The organism is Aerococcus viridans (genome assembly GCF_002083135.2).
GTDB lineage: Bacteria > Bacillota > Bacilli > Lactobacillales > Aerococcaceae > Aerococcus > Aerococcus viridans_C.
The window spans coordinates 604,050-621,332 of record NZ_NBTM02000001.1 but is presented as its reverse complement, the minus strand read 5'-3'; the positions used below and the strand labels follow the sequence as shown (position 1 = coordinate 621,332).

The following is a 17,283-nucleotide window of genomic DNA, read 5'->3' as shown; positions in this document are numbered from 1 at the left end:
TCGTTTGTATAAAATAGCAAAAAAACTTTTTAAAACTTTTTGTTGACAAACGCCGAATGAAGATGATATGATATATGAGTTGCTAATAAAGCAACGAGATAGACCTTTGAAAACTGAACAAAGAAGACAAACCAAAAATTGTGTATGGAATCATTCGATTCCAACAATCAAAAGTAGTGAGAACTACTATAAATAAGTCAGCAAACTTTAATGAGCAATCAAGCTCATGAAAATCTTTCATGAGAGTTTGATCCTGGCTCAGGACGAACGCTGGCGGCATGCCTAATACATGCAAGTCGAGCGAACAGATGAAGTGCTTGCACTTCTGACGTTAGCGGCGAACGGGTGAGTAACACGTAAGGAATCTACCTATAAGCGGGGGATAACATTCGGAAACGGGTGCTAATACCGCATAATATCTTCTTCCGCATGGAAGAAGATTGAAAGACGGCTCTGCTGTCACTTATGGATGACCTTGCGGTGCATTAGTTAGTTGGTGGGGTAATGGCCTACCAAGACGATGATGCATAGCCGACCTGAGAGGGTGATCGGCCACATTGGGACTGAGACACGGCCCAAACTCCTACGGGAGGCAGCAGTAGGGAATCTTCCGCAATGGGCGAAAGCCTGACGGAGCAATGCCGCGTGAGTGAAGAAGGCCTTCGGGTCGTAAAACTCTGTTATAAGAGAAGAACAAATTGTAGAGTAACTGCTACAGTCTTGACGGTATCTTATCAGAAAGCCACGGCTAACTACGTGCCAGCAGCCGCGGTAATACGTAGGTGGCAAGCGTTGTCCGGATTTATTGGGCGTAAAGGGAGCGCAGGTGGTTTCTTAAGTCTGATGTGAAAGCCCACGGCTTAACCGTGGAGGGTCATTGGAAACTGGGAAACTTGAGTACAGAAGAGGAATGTGGAACTCCATGTGTAGCGGTGGAATGCGTAGATATATGGAAGAACACCAGTGGCGAAGGCGACATTCTGGTCTGTTACTGACACTGAGGCTCGAAAGCGTGGGGAGCAAACAGGATTAGATACCCTGGTAGTCCACGCCGTAAACGATGAGTGCTAGGTGTTGGAGGGTTTCCGCCCTTCAGTGCCGCAGTTAACGCATTAAGCACTCCGCCTGGGGAGTACGACCGCAAGGTTGAAACTCAAAGGAATTGACGGGGACCCGCACAAGCGGTGGAGCATGTGGTTTAATTCGAAGCAACGCGAAGAACCTTACCAAGTCTTGACATCCTTTGACCACCCTAGAGATAGGGCTTTCCCTTCGGGGACAAAGTGACAGGTGGTGCATGGTTGTCGTCAGCTCGTGTCGTGAGATGTTGGGTTAAGTCCCGCAACGAGCGCAACCCCTATTATTAGTTGCCAGCATTTAGTTGGGCACTCTAATGAGACTGCCGGTGACAAACCGGAGGAAGGTGGGGATGACGTCAAATCAGCATGCCCCTTATGACTTGGGCTACACACGTGCTACAATGGATGGTACAACGAGTCGCAAACCCGCGAGGGCAAGCAAATCTCTTAAAGCCATTCTCAGTTCGGATTGCAGGCTGCAACTCGCCTGCATGAAGCCGGAATCGCTAGTAATCGTGGATCAGCACGCCACGGTGAATACGTTCCCGGGTCTTGTACACACCGCCCGTCACACCACGAGAGTTTGTAACACCCGAAGTCGGTGAGGTAACCTTTATGGAGCCAGCCGCCGAAGGTGGGACAGATGATTGGGGTGAAGTCGTAACAAGGTAGCCGTATCGGAAGGTGCGGCTGGATCACCTCCTTTCTAAGGAATATAACGGAATACACAATAGGTTCAACTCTTCTTTGTTTAGTTTTGAGAGATTTATCTCTCTTGTATATATTTTGTTCTTTGAAAACTGAATACTGTAAGTAATAAACCTCTTATTTAATTATTTTCTACCAGGAGATAATTAATATAAGAAATTCCAATTTTACCAAGAGTAAAAAACCAATAAAAGTAAGCAAATTACTTTTCGCGAATCATACAACTTAACCAATGGTTAAGTGAATAAGGGCGCACGGTGGATGCCTTGGCACTAGGAGCCGATGAAGGACGGGACTAACACCGATATGCTTCGGGGAGCTGTAAGTAAGCTTTGATCCGGAGATTTCCGAATGGGGGAACCCAATTGCTTTGATAGGCAATTACTCAGCTACGAATACATAGTAGTTTGAGAGGAAGACGCAGGGAACTGAAACATCTCATTACCTGTAGGAAGAGAAAGAAAATTCGATTTCCTGAGTAGCGGCGAGCGAAACGGAAAGAGCCCAAACCAAAGAGCTTGCTCTTTGGGGTTGTAGGACAGACGATATGTAGTTAAAGATTTAGTCGAATGGCATGGGAAGGCCAATCACAGAGGGTGACAATCCCGTAGACGAAAGATCAATAACGCTAGTCTGTATCCTGAGTACGGCGGAACACGTGTAATTCCGTCGGAATCCGGGAGGACCATCTCCCAAGGCTAAATACTCCCTAGTGACCGATAGTGAACCAGTACCGTGAGGGAAAGGTGAAAAGCACCCCGAGAGGGGAGTGAAATAGTACCTGAAACCGTGCGCTTACAAGCAGTCAGAGCCCGTTAATGGGTGATGGCGTACTTTTTGTAGAACGGACCGGCGAGTTACGATTGCATGCAAGGTTAAGTTGAAGAAACGGAGCCATAGCGAAAGCGAGTCTGAATAGGGCGTCGAGTATGTAGTCGTATACCCGAAACCAAGTGACCTACCCATGTGCAGGGTGAAGGTGCGGTAAAACGCACTGGAGGCCCGAACCCACGTCTGTTGAAAAAGGCGGGGATGACGTGTGGGTAGCGGAGAAATTCCAATCGAACTTGGAGATAGCTGGTTCTCTCCGAAATAGCTTTAGGGCTAGCCTCGGATGATGAATATTGGAGGTAGAGCACTGTTTGATCTAGGGGTCCATCTAGGATTACCGAAATCTGATAAACTCCGAATGCCAAATATTTTAATCCGGGAGTCAAACTGCGAGTGATAAGATCCGTAGTTGAAAGGGAAACAGCCCAGACCACCAGCTAAGGTCCCAAAGTTTCAGTTAAGTGGAAAAGGATGTGGGGTTGCTTAGACAACTAGGATGTTGGCTTAGAAGCAGCCATCATTTAAAGAGTGCGTAATAGCTCACTAGTCGAGTGACCCTGCGCCGAAAATGTACCGGGGCTAAACTGAACACCGAAGCTGTGGATATCCGCATGGATATGGTAGGAGAGCGTTCTAAGGGCAGAGAAGCAAGATCGAGAGGACTTGTGGAGCGCTTAGAAGTGAGAATGCCGGTATGAGTAGCGAAAGACGGGTGAGAATCCCGTCCACCGTATGACTAAGGTTTCCTGGGGAAGGCTCGTCCTCCCAGGGTTAGTCGGGACCTAAGCCGAGACCGAAAGGTGTAGGCGATGGACAACAGGTTGAGATTCCTGTACTTGTTTGTATTGTTTGACCAAAGGAAGGACGCAGGAGGCTAAGCAGAGCACGTTATTGGATTCGTGTTCAAGCAGTGAGTCTGACACAGAGTGAAATGCTTCGTGTTAAAGACAAGCTGTGATGAGGAGGGAAATATAGTACCGAAGCTGCTGACGTCACACTGCCAAGAAAAGTTTCTAGTTAGATACAAACAACCCGTACCGCAAACCGACACAGGTAGTCGAGGAGAGCATCCTAAGGTGAGCGAGCGAACTCTCGTTAAGGAACTCGGCAAAATAACCCCGTAACTTCGGGAGAAGGGGTGCTGACCATTTGGTCAGCCGCAGTGAATAGGCCCAAGCGACTGTTTATCAAAAACACAGGTCTCTGCAAAATCGAAAGATGACGTATAGGGGCTGACGCCTGCCCGGTGCTGGAAGGTTAAGAGGAGTGCTTAGCATTAGCGAAGGTACGAATTGAAGCCCCAGTAAACGGCGGCCGTAACTATAACGGTCCTAAGGTAGCGAAATTCCTTGTCAGGTAAGTTCTGACCCGCACGAAAGGCGTAACGATTTGGGCACTGTCTCAACGAGAGACTCGGTGAAATTGTAGTACCAGTGAAGATGCTGGTTACCCGCGACAGGACGGAAAGACCCCATGGAGCTTTACTGCAGGTTGATATTGAGTGTCTGTGTGACATGTACAGGATAGGTAGGAGCCATTGAAGCCGGAACGCTAGTTTCGGTGGAGGCGCTGGTGGGATACTACCCTTGTGACATGGCCACTCTAACCCGCGACCGTAATCCGGTCGGGAGACAGTGTCAGTCGGGCAGTTTGACTGGGGCGGTCGCCTCCTAAAATGTAACGGAGGCGCCCAAAGGTTCCCTCAGAATGGTTGGAAATCATTCGTAGAGTGTAAAGGCAGAAGGGAGCTTGACTGCGAGACCTACAAGTCGAGCAGGGACGAAAGTCGGGCTTAGTGATCCGGTGGTTCCGCATGGAAGGGCCATCGCTCAACGGATAAAAGCTACCCTGGGGATAACAGGCTTATCTCCCCCAAGAGTTCACATCGACGGGGAGGTTTGGCACCTCGATGTCGGCTCATCGCATCCTGGGGCTGAAGTCGGTCCCAAGGGTTGGGCTGTTCGCCCATTAAAGCGGTACGCGAGCTGGGTTCAGAACGTCGTGAGACAGTTCGGTCCCTATCCGTCGCGGGCGTTGGAAATTTGAGAGGAGCTGTCCTTAGTACGAGAGGACCGGGATGGACACACCGCTGGTGTACCAGTTGTTCTGCCAAGAGCATCGCTGGGTAGCTATGTGTGGATGGGATAAACGCTGAAAGCATCTAAGCGTGAAGCCCTCCTCAAGATGAGATTTCCCATATCTTTAAGATAGTAAGACCCCTGAGAGACGATCAGGTAGATAGGCTAGAAGTGGAAGTGCAGCGATGTATGGAGCGGACTAGTACTAATCGGTCGAGGACTTATCCAATGGATAATAAGATTGTATGATGGAATGGTAGACGACTTACAGATTCAGTTTTGAGCGAACAAAAGCTCATATAAATATTGTGTGGTAATGATGGCAAGAAGGACACACCTGTTCCCATCTCGAACACAGAAGTTAAGCTTCTTAGCGCCGAATGTAGTTGGGGGTTGCCCCCTGTGAGACTAGGACGTTGCCATGCAAGATGAAAAAACCAGTAGCTTTGGCTGCTGGTTTTTTTGTGGTTGTTTTTCAAAATCTGATTGATCTACAAGTGTTGGAATCCGAAGGATGCAAATATTGTTCAATAGCAATGCTAAAATTATATTGATATTTAGCTGCTATAAAGTTTTTCCAAAAAATGGAGAATATTTGTAAGTAATTTGACAGCTGACGAATGAAAAATGGAGGAGTAATTCTCTGAAAATAAATCAAAACTAAAAACTCATAGACATTCTCTAATGGCAAAATTTACAGCAAATAATAATCATTCTATATGAGATGGTATATAAGCGTTGCTAGGGATATAACTAAAAATGCAAGGTGACGATCAAATACATACCCGTAGAAATGCCGGCAAATCAACTTTTCAATAAATATCTGTAAAAATATTGAAAAATATATTGGAATACCGTTGACATGGCTTCCTATAGGGGGTAATATAAACAGGTTGCTTGTTGAGGGCGACAATGAGATACAAAAGAAATTTTAAATTCTTGTTGACAATAGCTCAAGCCAAGTGATATGATATTCAAGTCGTCAACACGACATCGTTTGTATAAAACAGCAAAAAAACTTTTTAAATTTTTTTGTTGACAAACGCCGAATGAAGATGATATGATATATGAGTTGCTAATAAAGCAACGAGATAGACCTTTGAAAACTGAACAAAGAAGACAAACCAAAAATTGTGTATGGAATCATTCGATTCCAACAATCAAAAGTAGTGAGAACTACTATAAATAAGTCAGCAAACTTTAATGAGCAATCAAGCTCATGAAAATCTTTCATGAGAGTTTGATCCTGGCTCAGGACGAACGCTGGCGGCATGCCTAATACATGCAAGTCGAGCGAACAGATGAAGTGCTTGCACTTCTGACGTTAGCGGCGAACGGGTGAGTAACACGTAAGGAATCTACCTATAAGCGGGGGATAACATTCGGAAACGGGTGCTAATACCGCATAATATCTTCTTCCGCATGGAAGAAGATTGAAAGACGGCTCTGCTGTCACTTATAGATGACCTTGCGGTGCATTAGTTAGTTGGTGGGGTAACGGCCTACCAAGACGATGATGCATAGCCGACCTGAGAGGGTGATCGGCCACATTGGGACTGAGACACGGCCCAAACTCCTACGGGAGGCAGCAGTAGGGAATCTTCCGCAATGGGCGAAAGCCTGACGGAGCAATGCCGCGTGAGTGAAGAAGGCCTTCGGGTCGTAAAACTCTGTTATAAGAGAAGAACAAATTGTAGAGTAACTGCTACAGTCTTGACGGTATCTTATCAGAAAGCCACGGCTAACTACGTGCCAGCAGCCGCGGTAATACGTAGGTGGCAAGCGTTGTCCGGATTTATTGGGCGTAAAGGGAGCGCAGGTGGTTTCTTAAGTCTGATGTGAAAGCCCACGGCTTAACCGTGGAGGGTCATTGGAAACTGGGAAACTTGAGTACAGAAGAGGAATGTGGAACTCCATGTGTAGCGGTGGAATGCGTAGATATATGGAAGAACACCAGTGGCGAAGGCGACATTCTGGTCTGTTACTGACACTGAGGCTCGAAAGCGTGGGGAGCAAACAGGATTAGATACCCTGGTAGTCCACGCCGTAAACGATGAGTGCTAGGTGTTGGAGGGTTTCCGCCCTTCAGTGCCGCAGTTAACGCATTAAGCACTCCGCCTGGGGAGTACGACCGCAAGGTTGAAACTCAAAGGAATTGACGGGGACCCGCACAAGCGGTGGAGCATGTGGTTTAATTCGAAGCAACGCGAAGAACCTTACCAAGTCTTGACATCCTTTGACCACCCTAGAGATAGGGCTTTCCCTTCGGGGACAAAGTGACAGGTGGTGCATGGTTGTCGTCAGCTCGTGTCGTGAGATGTTGGGTTAAGTCCCGCAACGAGCGCAACCCCTATTATTAGTTGCCAGCATTTAGTTGGGCACTCTAATGAGACTGCCGGTGACAAACCGGAGGAAGGTGGGGATGACGTCAAATCAGCATGCCCCTTATGACTTGGGCTACACACGTGCTACAATGGATGGTACAACGAGTCGCAAACCCGCGAGGGCAAGCAAATCTCTTAAAGCCATTCTCAGTTCGGATTGCAGGCTGCAACTCGCCTGCATGAAGCCGGAATCGCTAGTAATCGTGGATCAGCACGCCACGGTGAATACGTTCCCGGGTCTTGTACACACCGCCCGTCACACCACGAGAGTTTGTAACACCCGAAGTCGGTGAGGTAACCTTTATGGAGCCAGCCGCCGAAGGTGGGACAGATGATTGGGGTGAAGTCGTAACAAGGTAGCCGTATCGGAAGGTGCGGCTGGATCACCTCCTTTCTAAGGAATATAACGGAATACACAATAGGTTCAACTCTTCTTTGTTTAGTTTTGAGAGATTTATCTCTCTTGTATATATTTTGTTCTTTGAAAACTGAATACTGTAAGTAATAAACCTCTTATTTAATTATTTTCTACCAGGAGATAATTAATATAAGAAATTCCAATTTTACCAAGAGTAAAAAACCAATAAAAGTAAGCAAATTACTTTTCGCGAATCATACAACTTAACCAATGGTTAAGTGAATAAGGGCGCACGGTGGATGCCTTGGCACTAGGAGCCGATGAAGGACGGGACTAACACCGATATGCTTCGGGGAGCTGTAAGTAAGCTTTGATCCGGAGATTTCCGAATGGGGGAACCCAATTGCTTTGATAGGCAATTACTCAGCTACGAATACATAGTAGTTTGAGAGGAAGACGCAGGGAACTGAAACATCTCATTACCTGTAGGAAGAGAAAGAAAATTCGATTTCCTGAGTAGCGGCGAGCGAAACGGAAAGAGCCCAAACCAAAGAGCTTGCTCTTTGGGGTTGTAGGACAGACGATATGTAGTTAAAGATTTAGTCGAATGGCATGGGAAGGCCAATCACAGAGGGTGACAATCCCGTAGACGAAAGATCAATAACGCTAGTCTGTATCCTGAGTACGGCGGAACACGTGTAATTCCGTCGGAATCCGGGAGGACCATCTCCCAAGGCTAAATACTCCCTAGTGACCGATAGTGAACCAGTACCGTGAGGGAAAGGTGAAAAGCACCCCGAGAGGGGAGTGAAATAGTACCTGAAACCGTGCGCTTACAAGCAGTCAGAGCCCGTTAATGGGTGATGGCGTACTTTTTGTAGAACGGACCGGCGAGTTACGATTGCATGCAAGGTTAAGTTGAAGAAACGGAGCCATAGCGAAAGCGAGTCTGAATAGGGCGTCGAGTATGTAGTCGTATACCCGAAACCAAGTGACCTACCCATGTGCAGGGTGAAGGTGCGGTAAAACGCACTGGAGGCCCGAACCCACGTCTGTTGAAAAAGGCGGGGATGACGTGTGGGTAGCGGAGAAATTCCAATCGAACTTGGAGATAGCTGGTTCTCTCCGAAATAGCTTTAGGGCTAGCCTCGGATGATGAATATTGGAGGTAGAGCACTGTTTGATCTAGGGGTCCATCTAGGATTACCGAAATCTGATAAACTCCGAATGCCAAATATTTTAATCCGGGAGTCAAACTGCGAGTGATAAGATCCGTAGTTGAAAGGGAAACAGCCCAGACCACCAGCTAAGGTCCCAAAGTTTCAGTTAAGTGGAAAAGGATGTGGGGTTGCTTAGACAACTAGGATGTTGGCTTAGAAGCAGCCATCATTTAAAGAGTGCGTAATAGCTCACTAGTCGAGTGACCCTGCGCCGAAAATGTACCGGGGCTAAACTGAACACCGAAGCTGTGGATATCCGCATGGATATGGTAGGAGAGCGTTCTAAGGGCAGAGAAGCAAGATCGAGAGGACTTGTGGAGCGCTTAGAAGTGAGAATGCCGGTATGAGTAGCGAAAGACGGGTGAGAATCCCGTCCACCGTATGACTAAGGTTTCCTGGGGAAGGCTCGTCCTCCCAGGGTTAGTCGGGACCTAAGCCGAGACCGAAAGGTGTAGGCGATGGACAACAGGTTGAGATTCCTGTACTTGTTTGTATTGTTTGACCAAAGGAAGGACGCAGGAGGCTAAGCAGAGCACGTTATTGGATTCGTGTTCAAGCAGTGAGTCTGACACAGAGTGAAATGCTTCGTGTTAAAGACAAGCTGTGATGAGGAGGGAAATATAGTACCGAAGCTGCTGACGTCACACTGCCAAGAAAAGTTTCTAGTTAGATACAAACAACCCGTACCGCAAACCGACACAGGTAGTCGAGGAGAGCATCCTAAGGTGAGCGAGCGAACTCTCGTTAAGGAACTCGGCAAAATAACCCCGTAACTTCGGGAGAAGGGGTGCTGACCATTTGGTCAGCCGCAGTGAATAGGCCCAAGCGACTGTTTATCAAAAACACAGGTCTCTGCAAAATCGAAAGATGACGTATAGGGGCTGACGCCTGCCCGGTGCTGGAAGGTTAAGAGGAGTGCTTAGCATTAGCGAAGGTACGAATTGAAGCCCCAGTAAACGGCGGCCGTAACTATAACGGTCCTAAGGTAGCGAAATTCCTTGTCAGGTAAGTTCTGACCCGCACGAAAGGCGTAACGATTTGGGCACTGTCTCAACGAGAGACTCGGTGAAATTGTAGTACCAGTGAAGATGCTGGTTACCCGCGACAGGACGGAAAGACCCCATGGAGCTTTACTGCAGGTTGATATTGAGTGTCTGTGTGACATGTACAGGATAGGTAGGAGCCATTGAAGCCGGAACGCTAGTTTCGGTGGAGGCGCTGGTGGGATACTACCCTTGTGACATGGCCACTCTAACCCGCGACCGTAATCCGGTCGGGAGACAGTGTCAGTCGGGCAGTTTGACTGGGGCGGTCGCCTCCTAAAATGTAACGGAGGCGCCCAAAGGTTCCCTCAGAATGGTTGGAAATCATTCGTAGAGTGTAAAGGCAGAAGGGAGCTTGACTGCGAGACCTACAAGTCGAGCAGGGACGAAAGTCGGGCTTAGTGATCCGGTGGTTCCGCATGGAAGGGCCATCGCTCAACGGATAAAAGCTACCCTGGGGATAACAGGCTTATCTCCCCCAAGAGTTCACATCGACGGGGAGGTTTGGCACCTCGATGTCGGCTCATCGCATCCTGGGGCTGAAGTCGGTCCCAAGGGTTGGGCTGTTCGCCCATTAAAGCGGTACGCGAGCTGGGTTCAGAACGTCGTGAGACAGTTCGGTCCCTATCCGTCGCGGGCGTTGGAAATTTGAGAGGAGCTGTCCTTAGTACGAGAGGACCGGGATGGACACACCGCTGGTGTACCAGTTGTTCTGCCAAGAGCATCGCTGGGTAGCTATGTGTGGATGGGATAAACGCTGAAAGCATCTAAGCGTGAAGCCCTCCTCAAGATGAGATTTCCCATATCTTTAAGATAGTAAGACCCCTGAGAGACGATCAGGTAGATAGGCTAGAAGTGGAAGTGCAGCGATGTATGGAGCGGACTAGTACTAATCGGTCGAGGACTTATCCAATGGATAATAAGATTGTATGATGGAATGGTAGACGACTTACAGATTCAGTTTTGAGCGAACAAAAGCTCATATAAATATTGTGTGGTAATGATGGCAAGAAGGACACACCTGTTCCCATCTCGAACACAGAAGTTAAGCTTCTTAGCGCCGAATGTAGTTGGGGGTTGCCCCCTGTGAGACTAGGACGTTGCCATGCAAGATGAAAAAACCAGTAGCTTTGGCTGCTGGTTTTTTTGTGGTTGTTTTTCAAAAATAGAAATGGTTAGATTTCTATACTATACATGGCATGATCGATTTCTCGGTAGAGGTCGTTATGGCGCCATTCGCGTTCATAGGCGAGACTATTACTGATAAAATGTTGGTTGCCTTGCTGTATTTGATGTCTGATATGGACGTGGCCCATAATTGATTGCTTGATTGGATAGTCTTGATAGAAGGGTAAGTAGTCGTCGGTTGCGATATAGGCATTGAAGAAGTCGAACACTCGGTGTGGCATGGGAATAGTAAACTCAGGAATGGTAATGATATGGGTCAGAAGAATGATGTTTTTGGGTTGATGGTCTGCCATGACTTGGTCTAAGGTATCTTTGGTTTCTTGGGCGAATTGCTTAGAGACTTCTTTGTCAGTTGCTTGCCAATCTAGCCGGACTTTGTCTTGCCAAGTGACGAGTTTGTGACGGCCGGTCTCTAACTTTTCTTCTGTAAAGGCTGGATCGTGGTAGGCATGGTTGTACCAACCTGTATGACCGACAACCGCAGTATCCTTGCTCACCATTAATACTTTGTTTAACATGCTTTGTGGGTGACTTTTAAAGGTGTCGTGGATAGTCAGTGTATGCTTTTTGGACGACTTTGCTTCCCAGTAATCATGGTTACCTGGTATAAAATAAATCTTAGCACCGGAATAGGCTTGTAATTTTTCCACAAATGCAATGGTCTTCTCGTAATAGTTAGAGATATCGCCACCGATAAAGACTTGGTCCAGTGCTTGGTCTTTGATGTAGGCGGAAAGGGTATGAAGAAAGTCTGTTTCTTTCTTGGTCTTACCGCGGTCGATATGTATATCTGATATAAATCCTAGTTTCATTTGTTTCACCTTTATTCTTGGACTCAACTCTATTCTACCATATAGCTTAAGAATGCATATTAATTGAATTTCCGCGGTCGAAAGCATACCATGAGTTTATACACAAAAACTAGGAGGTATTATATATGGTAGACAATATTCAACCATTCACACAAGATGAATTTGAGGAAGAGATTAAGGATTTTCAAGAGATTACCGCGAATGTGGCGCAAGGGTTCTTAGAAGAAGACGAAGCAAAATTGGTATTTATCGGTCGTCCTACTTGTCCTTTCTGTCGTAAATATTTACCAAAATTAATCCAAGCCTTAGGCGACGATGTAAGCAATACATACTATTTAAATTCTGAAGAAACAGCAACTGATGAGGCTTTATCTAACTTCCGTTTTGAAGTGGGCGCTAAAACTGTTCCTTCATTAGTATACGTTGGTGGCGACGGTAAATTTAAAAACTTAAATGCGGATTCTTCAAATTCCGTAGCGGAAATTGCGCAATCTATTCAAGGGTAATGCCAGCTTAAAGGCAAGATTAGTAAATATATCTTTGTTAAACCCTTAAGAAAGGTTTAAAGCGCATGAAATCGTTTGAATATATCTATATTTTTCTTTAGACTTATAGGTATAGAAAGGTGTGATATTAATGAAAACGCCAAAAGTAGTGATGGGACTCCTAGCCGCCGGAGTATTAGCAGCTGGATACACTATTACACAAGTTCAAGCAGATGAAAATGCACAAGATTTATATACAAGTAATGTGGCAACATCTCAAGTTGAATCAGCTACAACAAGTAGTGAATCAACTAGTCAATCGGAAGAAGCGAGCACAAGTACAGAGGAAGTAGCCACTAGTGAGATAGCTTCAGATACGTCTGGAACTGTAGCTACTAGTGAGGTAACAGATACTGAGGAAGCAAGTAGTCCTGTAGTGGAAACCACTACAAGTGAAGAAGCGACAAACAAAACTGCTACAGAAACACCAGCTGCAGAGCCTGCAGTTGCTGAAGAAACAGATGTGGAAGAAGCTGCATCAGCTGACGAAGCAGCAATAGAAGTTGCACCAGCAGCTAGTGAAGAAGCTATTAGGGTGCCTGACCAAACTGAAAACCGTCAAATTATTATTGAGCGTGTAGGTTTAGCAAATGATGCACTGGATGGTTATAGTGATGAGCAAATTGCACAATCACGTGTAGAAGCAGAAAACTTAGGTTCTGACCCCGGCTACTCTTACTCATGGTTATTGCAACAAACGCCAGCTAACGTTGTAACACAATCGATGTAAGAAATAAAATTAAAGAACCACTTCCCTTAAATCAATTGAAGATTTGGGAAGTGGTTCTTTTTGTCATTCATTTGATACTTCTTTTAGTCGCCTAAGAAGGCCTTCATCCGCTCGATGAAGTCTTTTAATACAGTAATACGGGCGTAACGTTTGTCGACACCAGAAATGACTTTCCATGGGGCTTCTTTAGTTGAAGTGGCAGCAACCATTTCATTCATGGCGTTGTTATAGATGTCAAATTTATCCCGGTTTCGCCAGTCTTCATCAGTGATTTTGTATTGCTTGTCAGGGTCTTTTTCTCGGCCCATAAACCGGTCATATTGGGTGTCTTTATCAATGATAATAAGGTATTTCAATAGGAGGTAGTCCTGGTCAGTGATGTTGTGTTCCATCTGGTTAATTTCTTCGTAAGCTTCTTGCCAACGGTAAACTGGCGTCAGGTCTTCGATTCGTTCAACTAAGACACGGCCATACCATGTGCGGTCAAAAATCGTCATCCGTCCCAAACTTGGGAAGTCTCGGTAAAAACGCCATAGGTAATGGTGACGCAACTCTTCATCATTTGGGGCAGCGACGGTAGCCACGTCATAACCACGAGGGTCCATCAACCGGGTTAAACGTTGGTAATTCCCACCTTTACCGGCAGCATCTGACCCCTCGTAGGCCACAATAACCCCTTTGTTTTCTTGATAAGCCCTAAACAACAAGTTGGCAGCCTGTTCTTGCAAGTCTTCCTTGATATCATCGTAGACTTCTTTTGAAATTATTGGTGAATGATCAACTTGCCCCACGATATCTGGACTATTACCGATAAAGTCTAAGTCTAATTGCGGACGAGTCAAATCTCTAGACAGCCAATCTTCTAAGCTATCGATACAAGTTTTGAGGGCCAAACGGGATTGATCCTTTTGGTCATCCACATGTAGGATATGCCATGGCGTTTCCTCAAAGTTTGTTTTCTCCAAAATCTCCGTAAAGTGTTTACGGTAAGCCTTGTAGTTTTCCAACTGGTCCTTATCTTGCTTGGCGACTAAGACTTTTCGGTAAGGATCTTCTTTCAAAGCCTCAATCCGGTCCTCCATTTCGTCCTTACTATGGTGGATAAAGAACTTAACCACTAAGGTATCATCGTCGGTGAGGGCTTTTTCAATAAAGGAGATATCGTCTAAAATATGATTAAGTGTTTTCTCCTCCATATCCAACTGGTGGAATAGGTCATAGTAGAACGACCGGTCGAAGAAGACGATCTGACCGCGCTTAGGCGACCGCATGAAGAATCGGCGCAAATATGGGTGCTGTTCATCTTCCAAAGTACTTTCATCAAAGACGGCCACTTCATAATGTTTAGGGTCTAGTTCACGCGTCAAATCCTTGAGCAAGAATCCTTTACCAGAAGACTCCCAACCATCCACAATCACCAGCATACTTTTCTTAGTTTCTTGTAGTTGGCGGTGTAATTCAGCAAATTTCTCACCTAATTCTGACCGTTTCATATCCTGTAATTCGACTGGAATACTTTTTCTATCAGCATTTTTATTGGGTAACATCCGCGTCACTTCTTTCTTTTTGATAAAATGGCAATGAATATTTAAGGTCATTTTCTTGTACATACATTATAAAGCATAAATGCAATAATGCATAAAGATTGTGCTATTTTCGATAAAATAGTAGGTATTTTAATGGAATCCTAGAGTTTTATGATAAAATAATTAGGAACTATAGTAGGAAAGAAGGAAAACTGAATGAGAGATTTTAAACCAGCGGTCGATCACTTCCATGAAACGGCCTATAAAGACAAACAAGCCATCTATGAGTCATTAGCGCGCACCCATTCGCCACACACCTTAGTGATTACCTGTGGGGATTCACGTATTAATGTTGAGAGCTTGTTACAAGCCGATCCCGGCGAAGTTTTCCAAATCCGAAATATCGCAAACATCGTACCAGAGTATAATGACTCAGACCCAATATTATCCTTACAAGCAGGTTTAGATTTCACTGTAACCTCATTAAAAGTCAATAATATTATCTTACTTGGCCATATCAACTGCGGGGGCTGTAACACTTGTTTGAACCCACCAGAAAATTTTGACGAAATGCCTTATTTAAAAGAATGGATTAGCAAATTAAATCCAGTCAAGGAATCTATCGCAGACCAATTAGCAGCCTTAGATGATCCAGTTGCCAAAAGCGACTTGATGGAGAAGACAAATATCATCACCCAATACAACCACTTAATGGAATACCCAATCATTGCTGACCGTGTTGCAGCCGGAAACCTAAAAGTAGAAGGTTGGCATTTCCATACGGATGAAGGTTTTGTTGAAGTTTATCAGCCAGAAACAAAGACATTCAAGCGACTTTAAGTTAAAATAGATATAATTGAAGCGTCCTTAACTAGAAAGGACGTTTTTCTTTTCGATTTGAAGGAGTGACGAGAGATGATGAATCCACGGAAAGATCAGTTAGAAGCAATCCAGCAGCTGATCAAAAAACCGAAAACGGTTATTGGGATAATCTTAGCGGCGTTAGCAATCTATGTCTCGCAAGAACCGTGGAATATGGACGACCAGAACAACAATCAAAGTGACCAAGCACAAGTAGCTGACAGCGAATCAGATTCTTCAACGACTAGTGAATCTGCAACAGAATCCGCTCAAGCAACAGACGGGGACACAGTCCAAGTGGCTGAAGACAGAACTTACACAAGTCCTGAAGAAGTAGCTGCCTACATCGACCAATATGACACACTACCGGAAAACTATATCACCAAATCCGAAGCCGAAGATTTAGGTTGGGAATCTAGCGACGGCAACTTGTGGGAAGTAGCAGAAGGCATGTCAATTGGTGGCGATTATTTTGGAAACTATGAAGGCCTACTGCCAGAAGAAGACGACTACCGAGAAGCAGACGTTAATTATGACGGCGGCTTCCGCGGCGCTGAACGCATTATCTATTCAGACGACGGCGATATTTACTACACGGACGACCACTACGAATCCTTCCAACAACTCTATTAATCTTAAGGAGTGACAGGTATGCAAACACTTATCATTGATGGACAAGACCTTTATGGGCAAAAGGACTTGCACGATTACCTAGCAAAAGCCCTAGATTTCCCTAGCTATTACGGTGCCAATCTAGACGCCCTTTACGACATGCTAACTTCACGGCAAACACCCACGACCATCTACTTAGTCAACCTAGATGCCTTATCAGGCCACCTAGGCGCGACTTACAACAAAAAATTCCTCAAATTATTGTTGGATGTTGAAGAAAAGAATGCATTCTTGACGATTCTTAGGTAAGATGAAGACAAAGCATTTCTAGACGAAGTAATAAAACGAGCGAAGGAGGGAAGAAATGGGCGTAATGTTAACGTTAGCCTACGAGGTTGCGATTAAAGACCAACAAGTGGCCCTTGAAATTATCAATCAGGCCCAAACCATGATTCAAAGCAAATTCCAACCAGCCTTATTGTCTGACAATATTCAATTAGACCATGCCATTCATAAGCAATCCATCCTATTTGCCGATGGTATGTCAGCATTCTTATACTACCGCCTTTTACAACAGGCCATTTACCCCATTCAAATCAATGGGGGGCTAGGTTTATCTGAGGATATTGCCCAGTCATTAACCTATTCAGAACAAGTATTAAAAGAAGCACAGAAATTGGGCGAAGGCTACATTCTATACAATGCGAACTTTTTTGAAGACGGCTTATTAAATATGCAATTGATTAACTGGCAAAAAATTATCCAAGAACAAACGCCGGTTGCCAGGGTGTTGGCATTCCTCTATGAAATCCAAGCCCCTGTCTATGTTGACGGATCTATGTTGACTCAAGATTTCTTAGGGGAAGACTTGATTGCCCTAGACCAAGCCAAACAAGCCCTATATGCGGACGATGAAAAATTATTATCTATGGCAGATATCAACTTTTCAGCCCGTAAAACTAGCAAGTGGCTGGAAGTCTTTGACCAAGTCGATAAAAACAAGTATTTCATCACCGGTTTATTTAAAAAAGGCTATGCCACAGCCGTTGCCAATATGACTTACATGACCCGGCAAAATATTGATTATCATTTCCGCAGTGGCCAGTTCGCGTTTGAGCGAGACATGCTTGCGGCAATTGTCTTACAAATGGACCGCGAAATCGCCGCACTAGGCTAGCCATAGTGGTTAAGTGGATAAGTCGTAAAAGAATACATGAGGAAAGGTTTGAGAATCACCATTTACGGGGAGGTTTTAGGCCTTTTTTCTTTGGGATGGATGGTAAACAATAAGTAAAGATTATGTTTACA

The 17,283-nt window shown here is 45.3% G+C and carries 8 protein-coding genes and 6 rRNA genes; 12 read left to right on the top strand and 2 right to left on the bottom strand.

What is annotated here, in order from left to right; translation table 11 throughout:
• Positions 1-235: 235 nt before the first annotated feature.
• From A6J77_RS03130 to rrf (A6J77_RS03105), 6 genes are all read left to right on the top strand, one after another.
• Positions 236-1,785, top strand: a 16S ribosomal RNA gene (locus A6J77_RS03130).
• Between the two features lie 236 nt (positions 1,786-2,021).
• A 23S ribosomal RNA gene (locus tag A6J77_RS03125) occupies positions 2,022-4,925 on the top strand.
• Between the two features lie 80 nt (positions 4,926-5,005).
• Positions 5,006-5,121, top strand: a 5S ribosomal RNA gene (gene rrf / locus A6J77_RS03120).
• Between the two features lie 803 nt (positions 5,122-5,924).
• Positions 5,925-7,474: ribosomal RNA gene (locus tag A6J77_RS03115) — 16S ribosomal RNA — on the top strand.
• Positions 7,475-7,710: 236 nt separating this feature from the next.
• Positions 7,711-10,614, top strand: a 23S ribosomal RNA gene (locus A6J77_RS03110).
• 80 nt (positions 10,615-10,694) lie between these two features.
• Positions 10,695-10,810, top strand: a 5S ribosomal RNA gene (gene rrf, locus A6J77_RS03105).
• The 16S, 23S and 5S rRNA genes sit together here, the layout of an rRNA operon.
• Positions 10,811-10,876: 66 nt before the next feature.
• Here the strand turns inward: rrf (A6J77_RS03105) and A6J77_RS03100 are convergent.
• The gene (locus A6J77_RS03100) at positions 10,877-11,701 is read right to left on the bottom strand and encodes a metallophosphoesterase (protein WP_083068133.1); all 825 of its coding nucleotides are present in this window, start codon (positions 11,699-11,701) and stop codon (positions 10,877-10,879) included.
• A 125-nt stretch (positions 11,702-11,826) separates the two neighbouring features.
• Here A6J77_RS03100 and A6J77_RS03095 point away from each other — a divergent pair, with 125 nt between their 5' ends.
• Together A6J77_RS03095 and A6J77_RS03090 are read left to right on the top strand one after the other, a co-directional pair.
• The gene (locus A6J77_RS03095; protein ID WP_083068132.1) at positions 11,827-12,207 is read left to right on the top strand and encodes a bacterocin transport accessory protein; all 381 of its coding nucleotides are present in this window, start codon (positions 11,827-11,829) and stop codon (positions 12,205-12,207) included.
• A 130-nt stretch (positions 12,208-12,337) separates the two neighbouring features.
• Positions 12,338-12,976 (top strand): hypothetical protein, encoded by a 639-nt coding sequence (locus tag A6J77_RS03090; RefSeq protein ID WP_083068130.1) that lies wholly within the window; start codon positions 12,338-12,340, stop codon positions 12,974-12,976.
• Positions 12,977-13,059: 83 nt separating this feature from the next.
• Here the strand turns inward: A6J77_RS03090 and A6J77_RS03085 are convergent, their stop codons facing one another.
• Positions 13,060-14,523, bottom strand: a complete 1,464-nt coding sequence (locus A6J77_RS03085; RefSeq protein ID WP_083068128.1) for a phosphate:AMP phosphotransferase — start codon at positions 14,521-14,523, stop codon at positions 13,060-13,062.
• A gap of 195 nt (positions 14,524-14,718) precedes the next feature.
• Between A6J77_RS03085 and A6J77_RS03080 the strand changes: the two genes are divergently transcribed.
• The 4 genes from A6J77_RS03080 to A6J77_RS03065 all read left to right on the top strand — a co-directional run bounded on the left by A6J77_RS03080 (position 14,719) and on the right by A6J77_RS03065 (position 17,152).
• Complete coding sequence (locus A6J77_RS03080) at positions 14,719-15,342, top strand: carbonic anhydrase (RefSeq protein WP_083068127.1); 624 nt, start codon at positions 14,719-14,721, stop codon at positions 15,340-15,342.
• 75 nt (positions 15,343-15,417) lie between these two features.
• On the top strand, positions 15,418-15,996 hold the full coding sequence (locus tag A6J77_RS03075; protein ID WP_083068125.1) for a ribonuclease domain-containing protein: 579 nt from the start codon (positions 15,418-15,420) through the stop codon (positions 15,994-15,996).
• A gap of 18 nt (positions 15,997-16,014) precedes the next feature.
• Positions 16,015-16,284, top strand: coding sequence for a barstar family protein (locus A6J77_RS03070; protein ID WP_083068123.1), 270 nt, complete (start codon positions 16,015-16,017; stop codon positions 16,282-16,284).
• A gap of 55 nt (positions 16,285-16,339) precedes the next feature.
• Positions 16,340-17,152, top strand: a complete 813-nt coding sequence (locus A6J77_RS03065) for a hypothetical protein (RefSeq protein ID WP_083068121.1) — start codon at positions 16,340-16,342, stop codon at positions 17,150-17,152.
• Positions 17,153-17,283 lie beyond the last annotated feature (131 nt).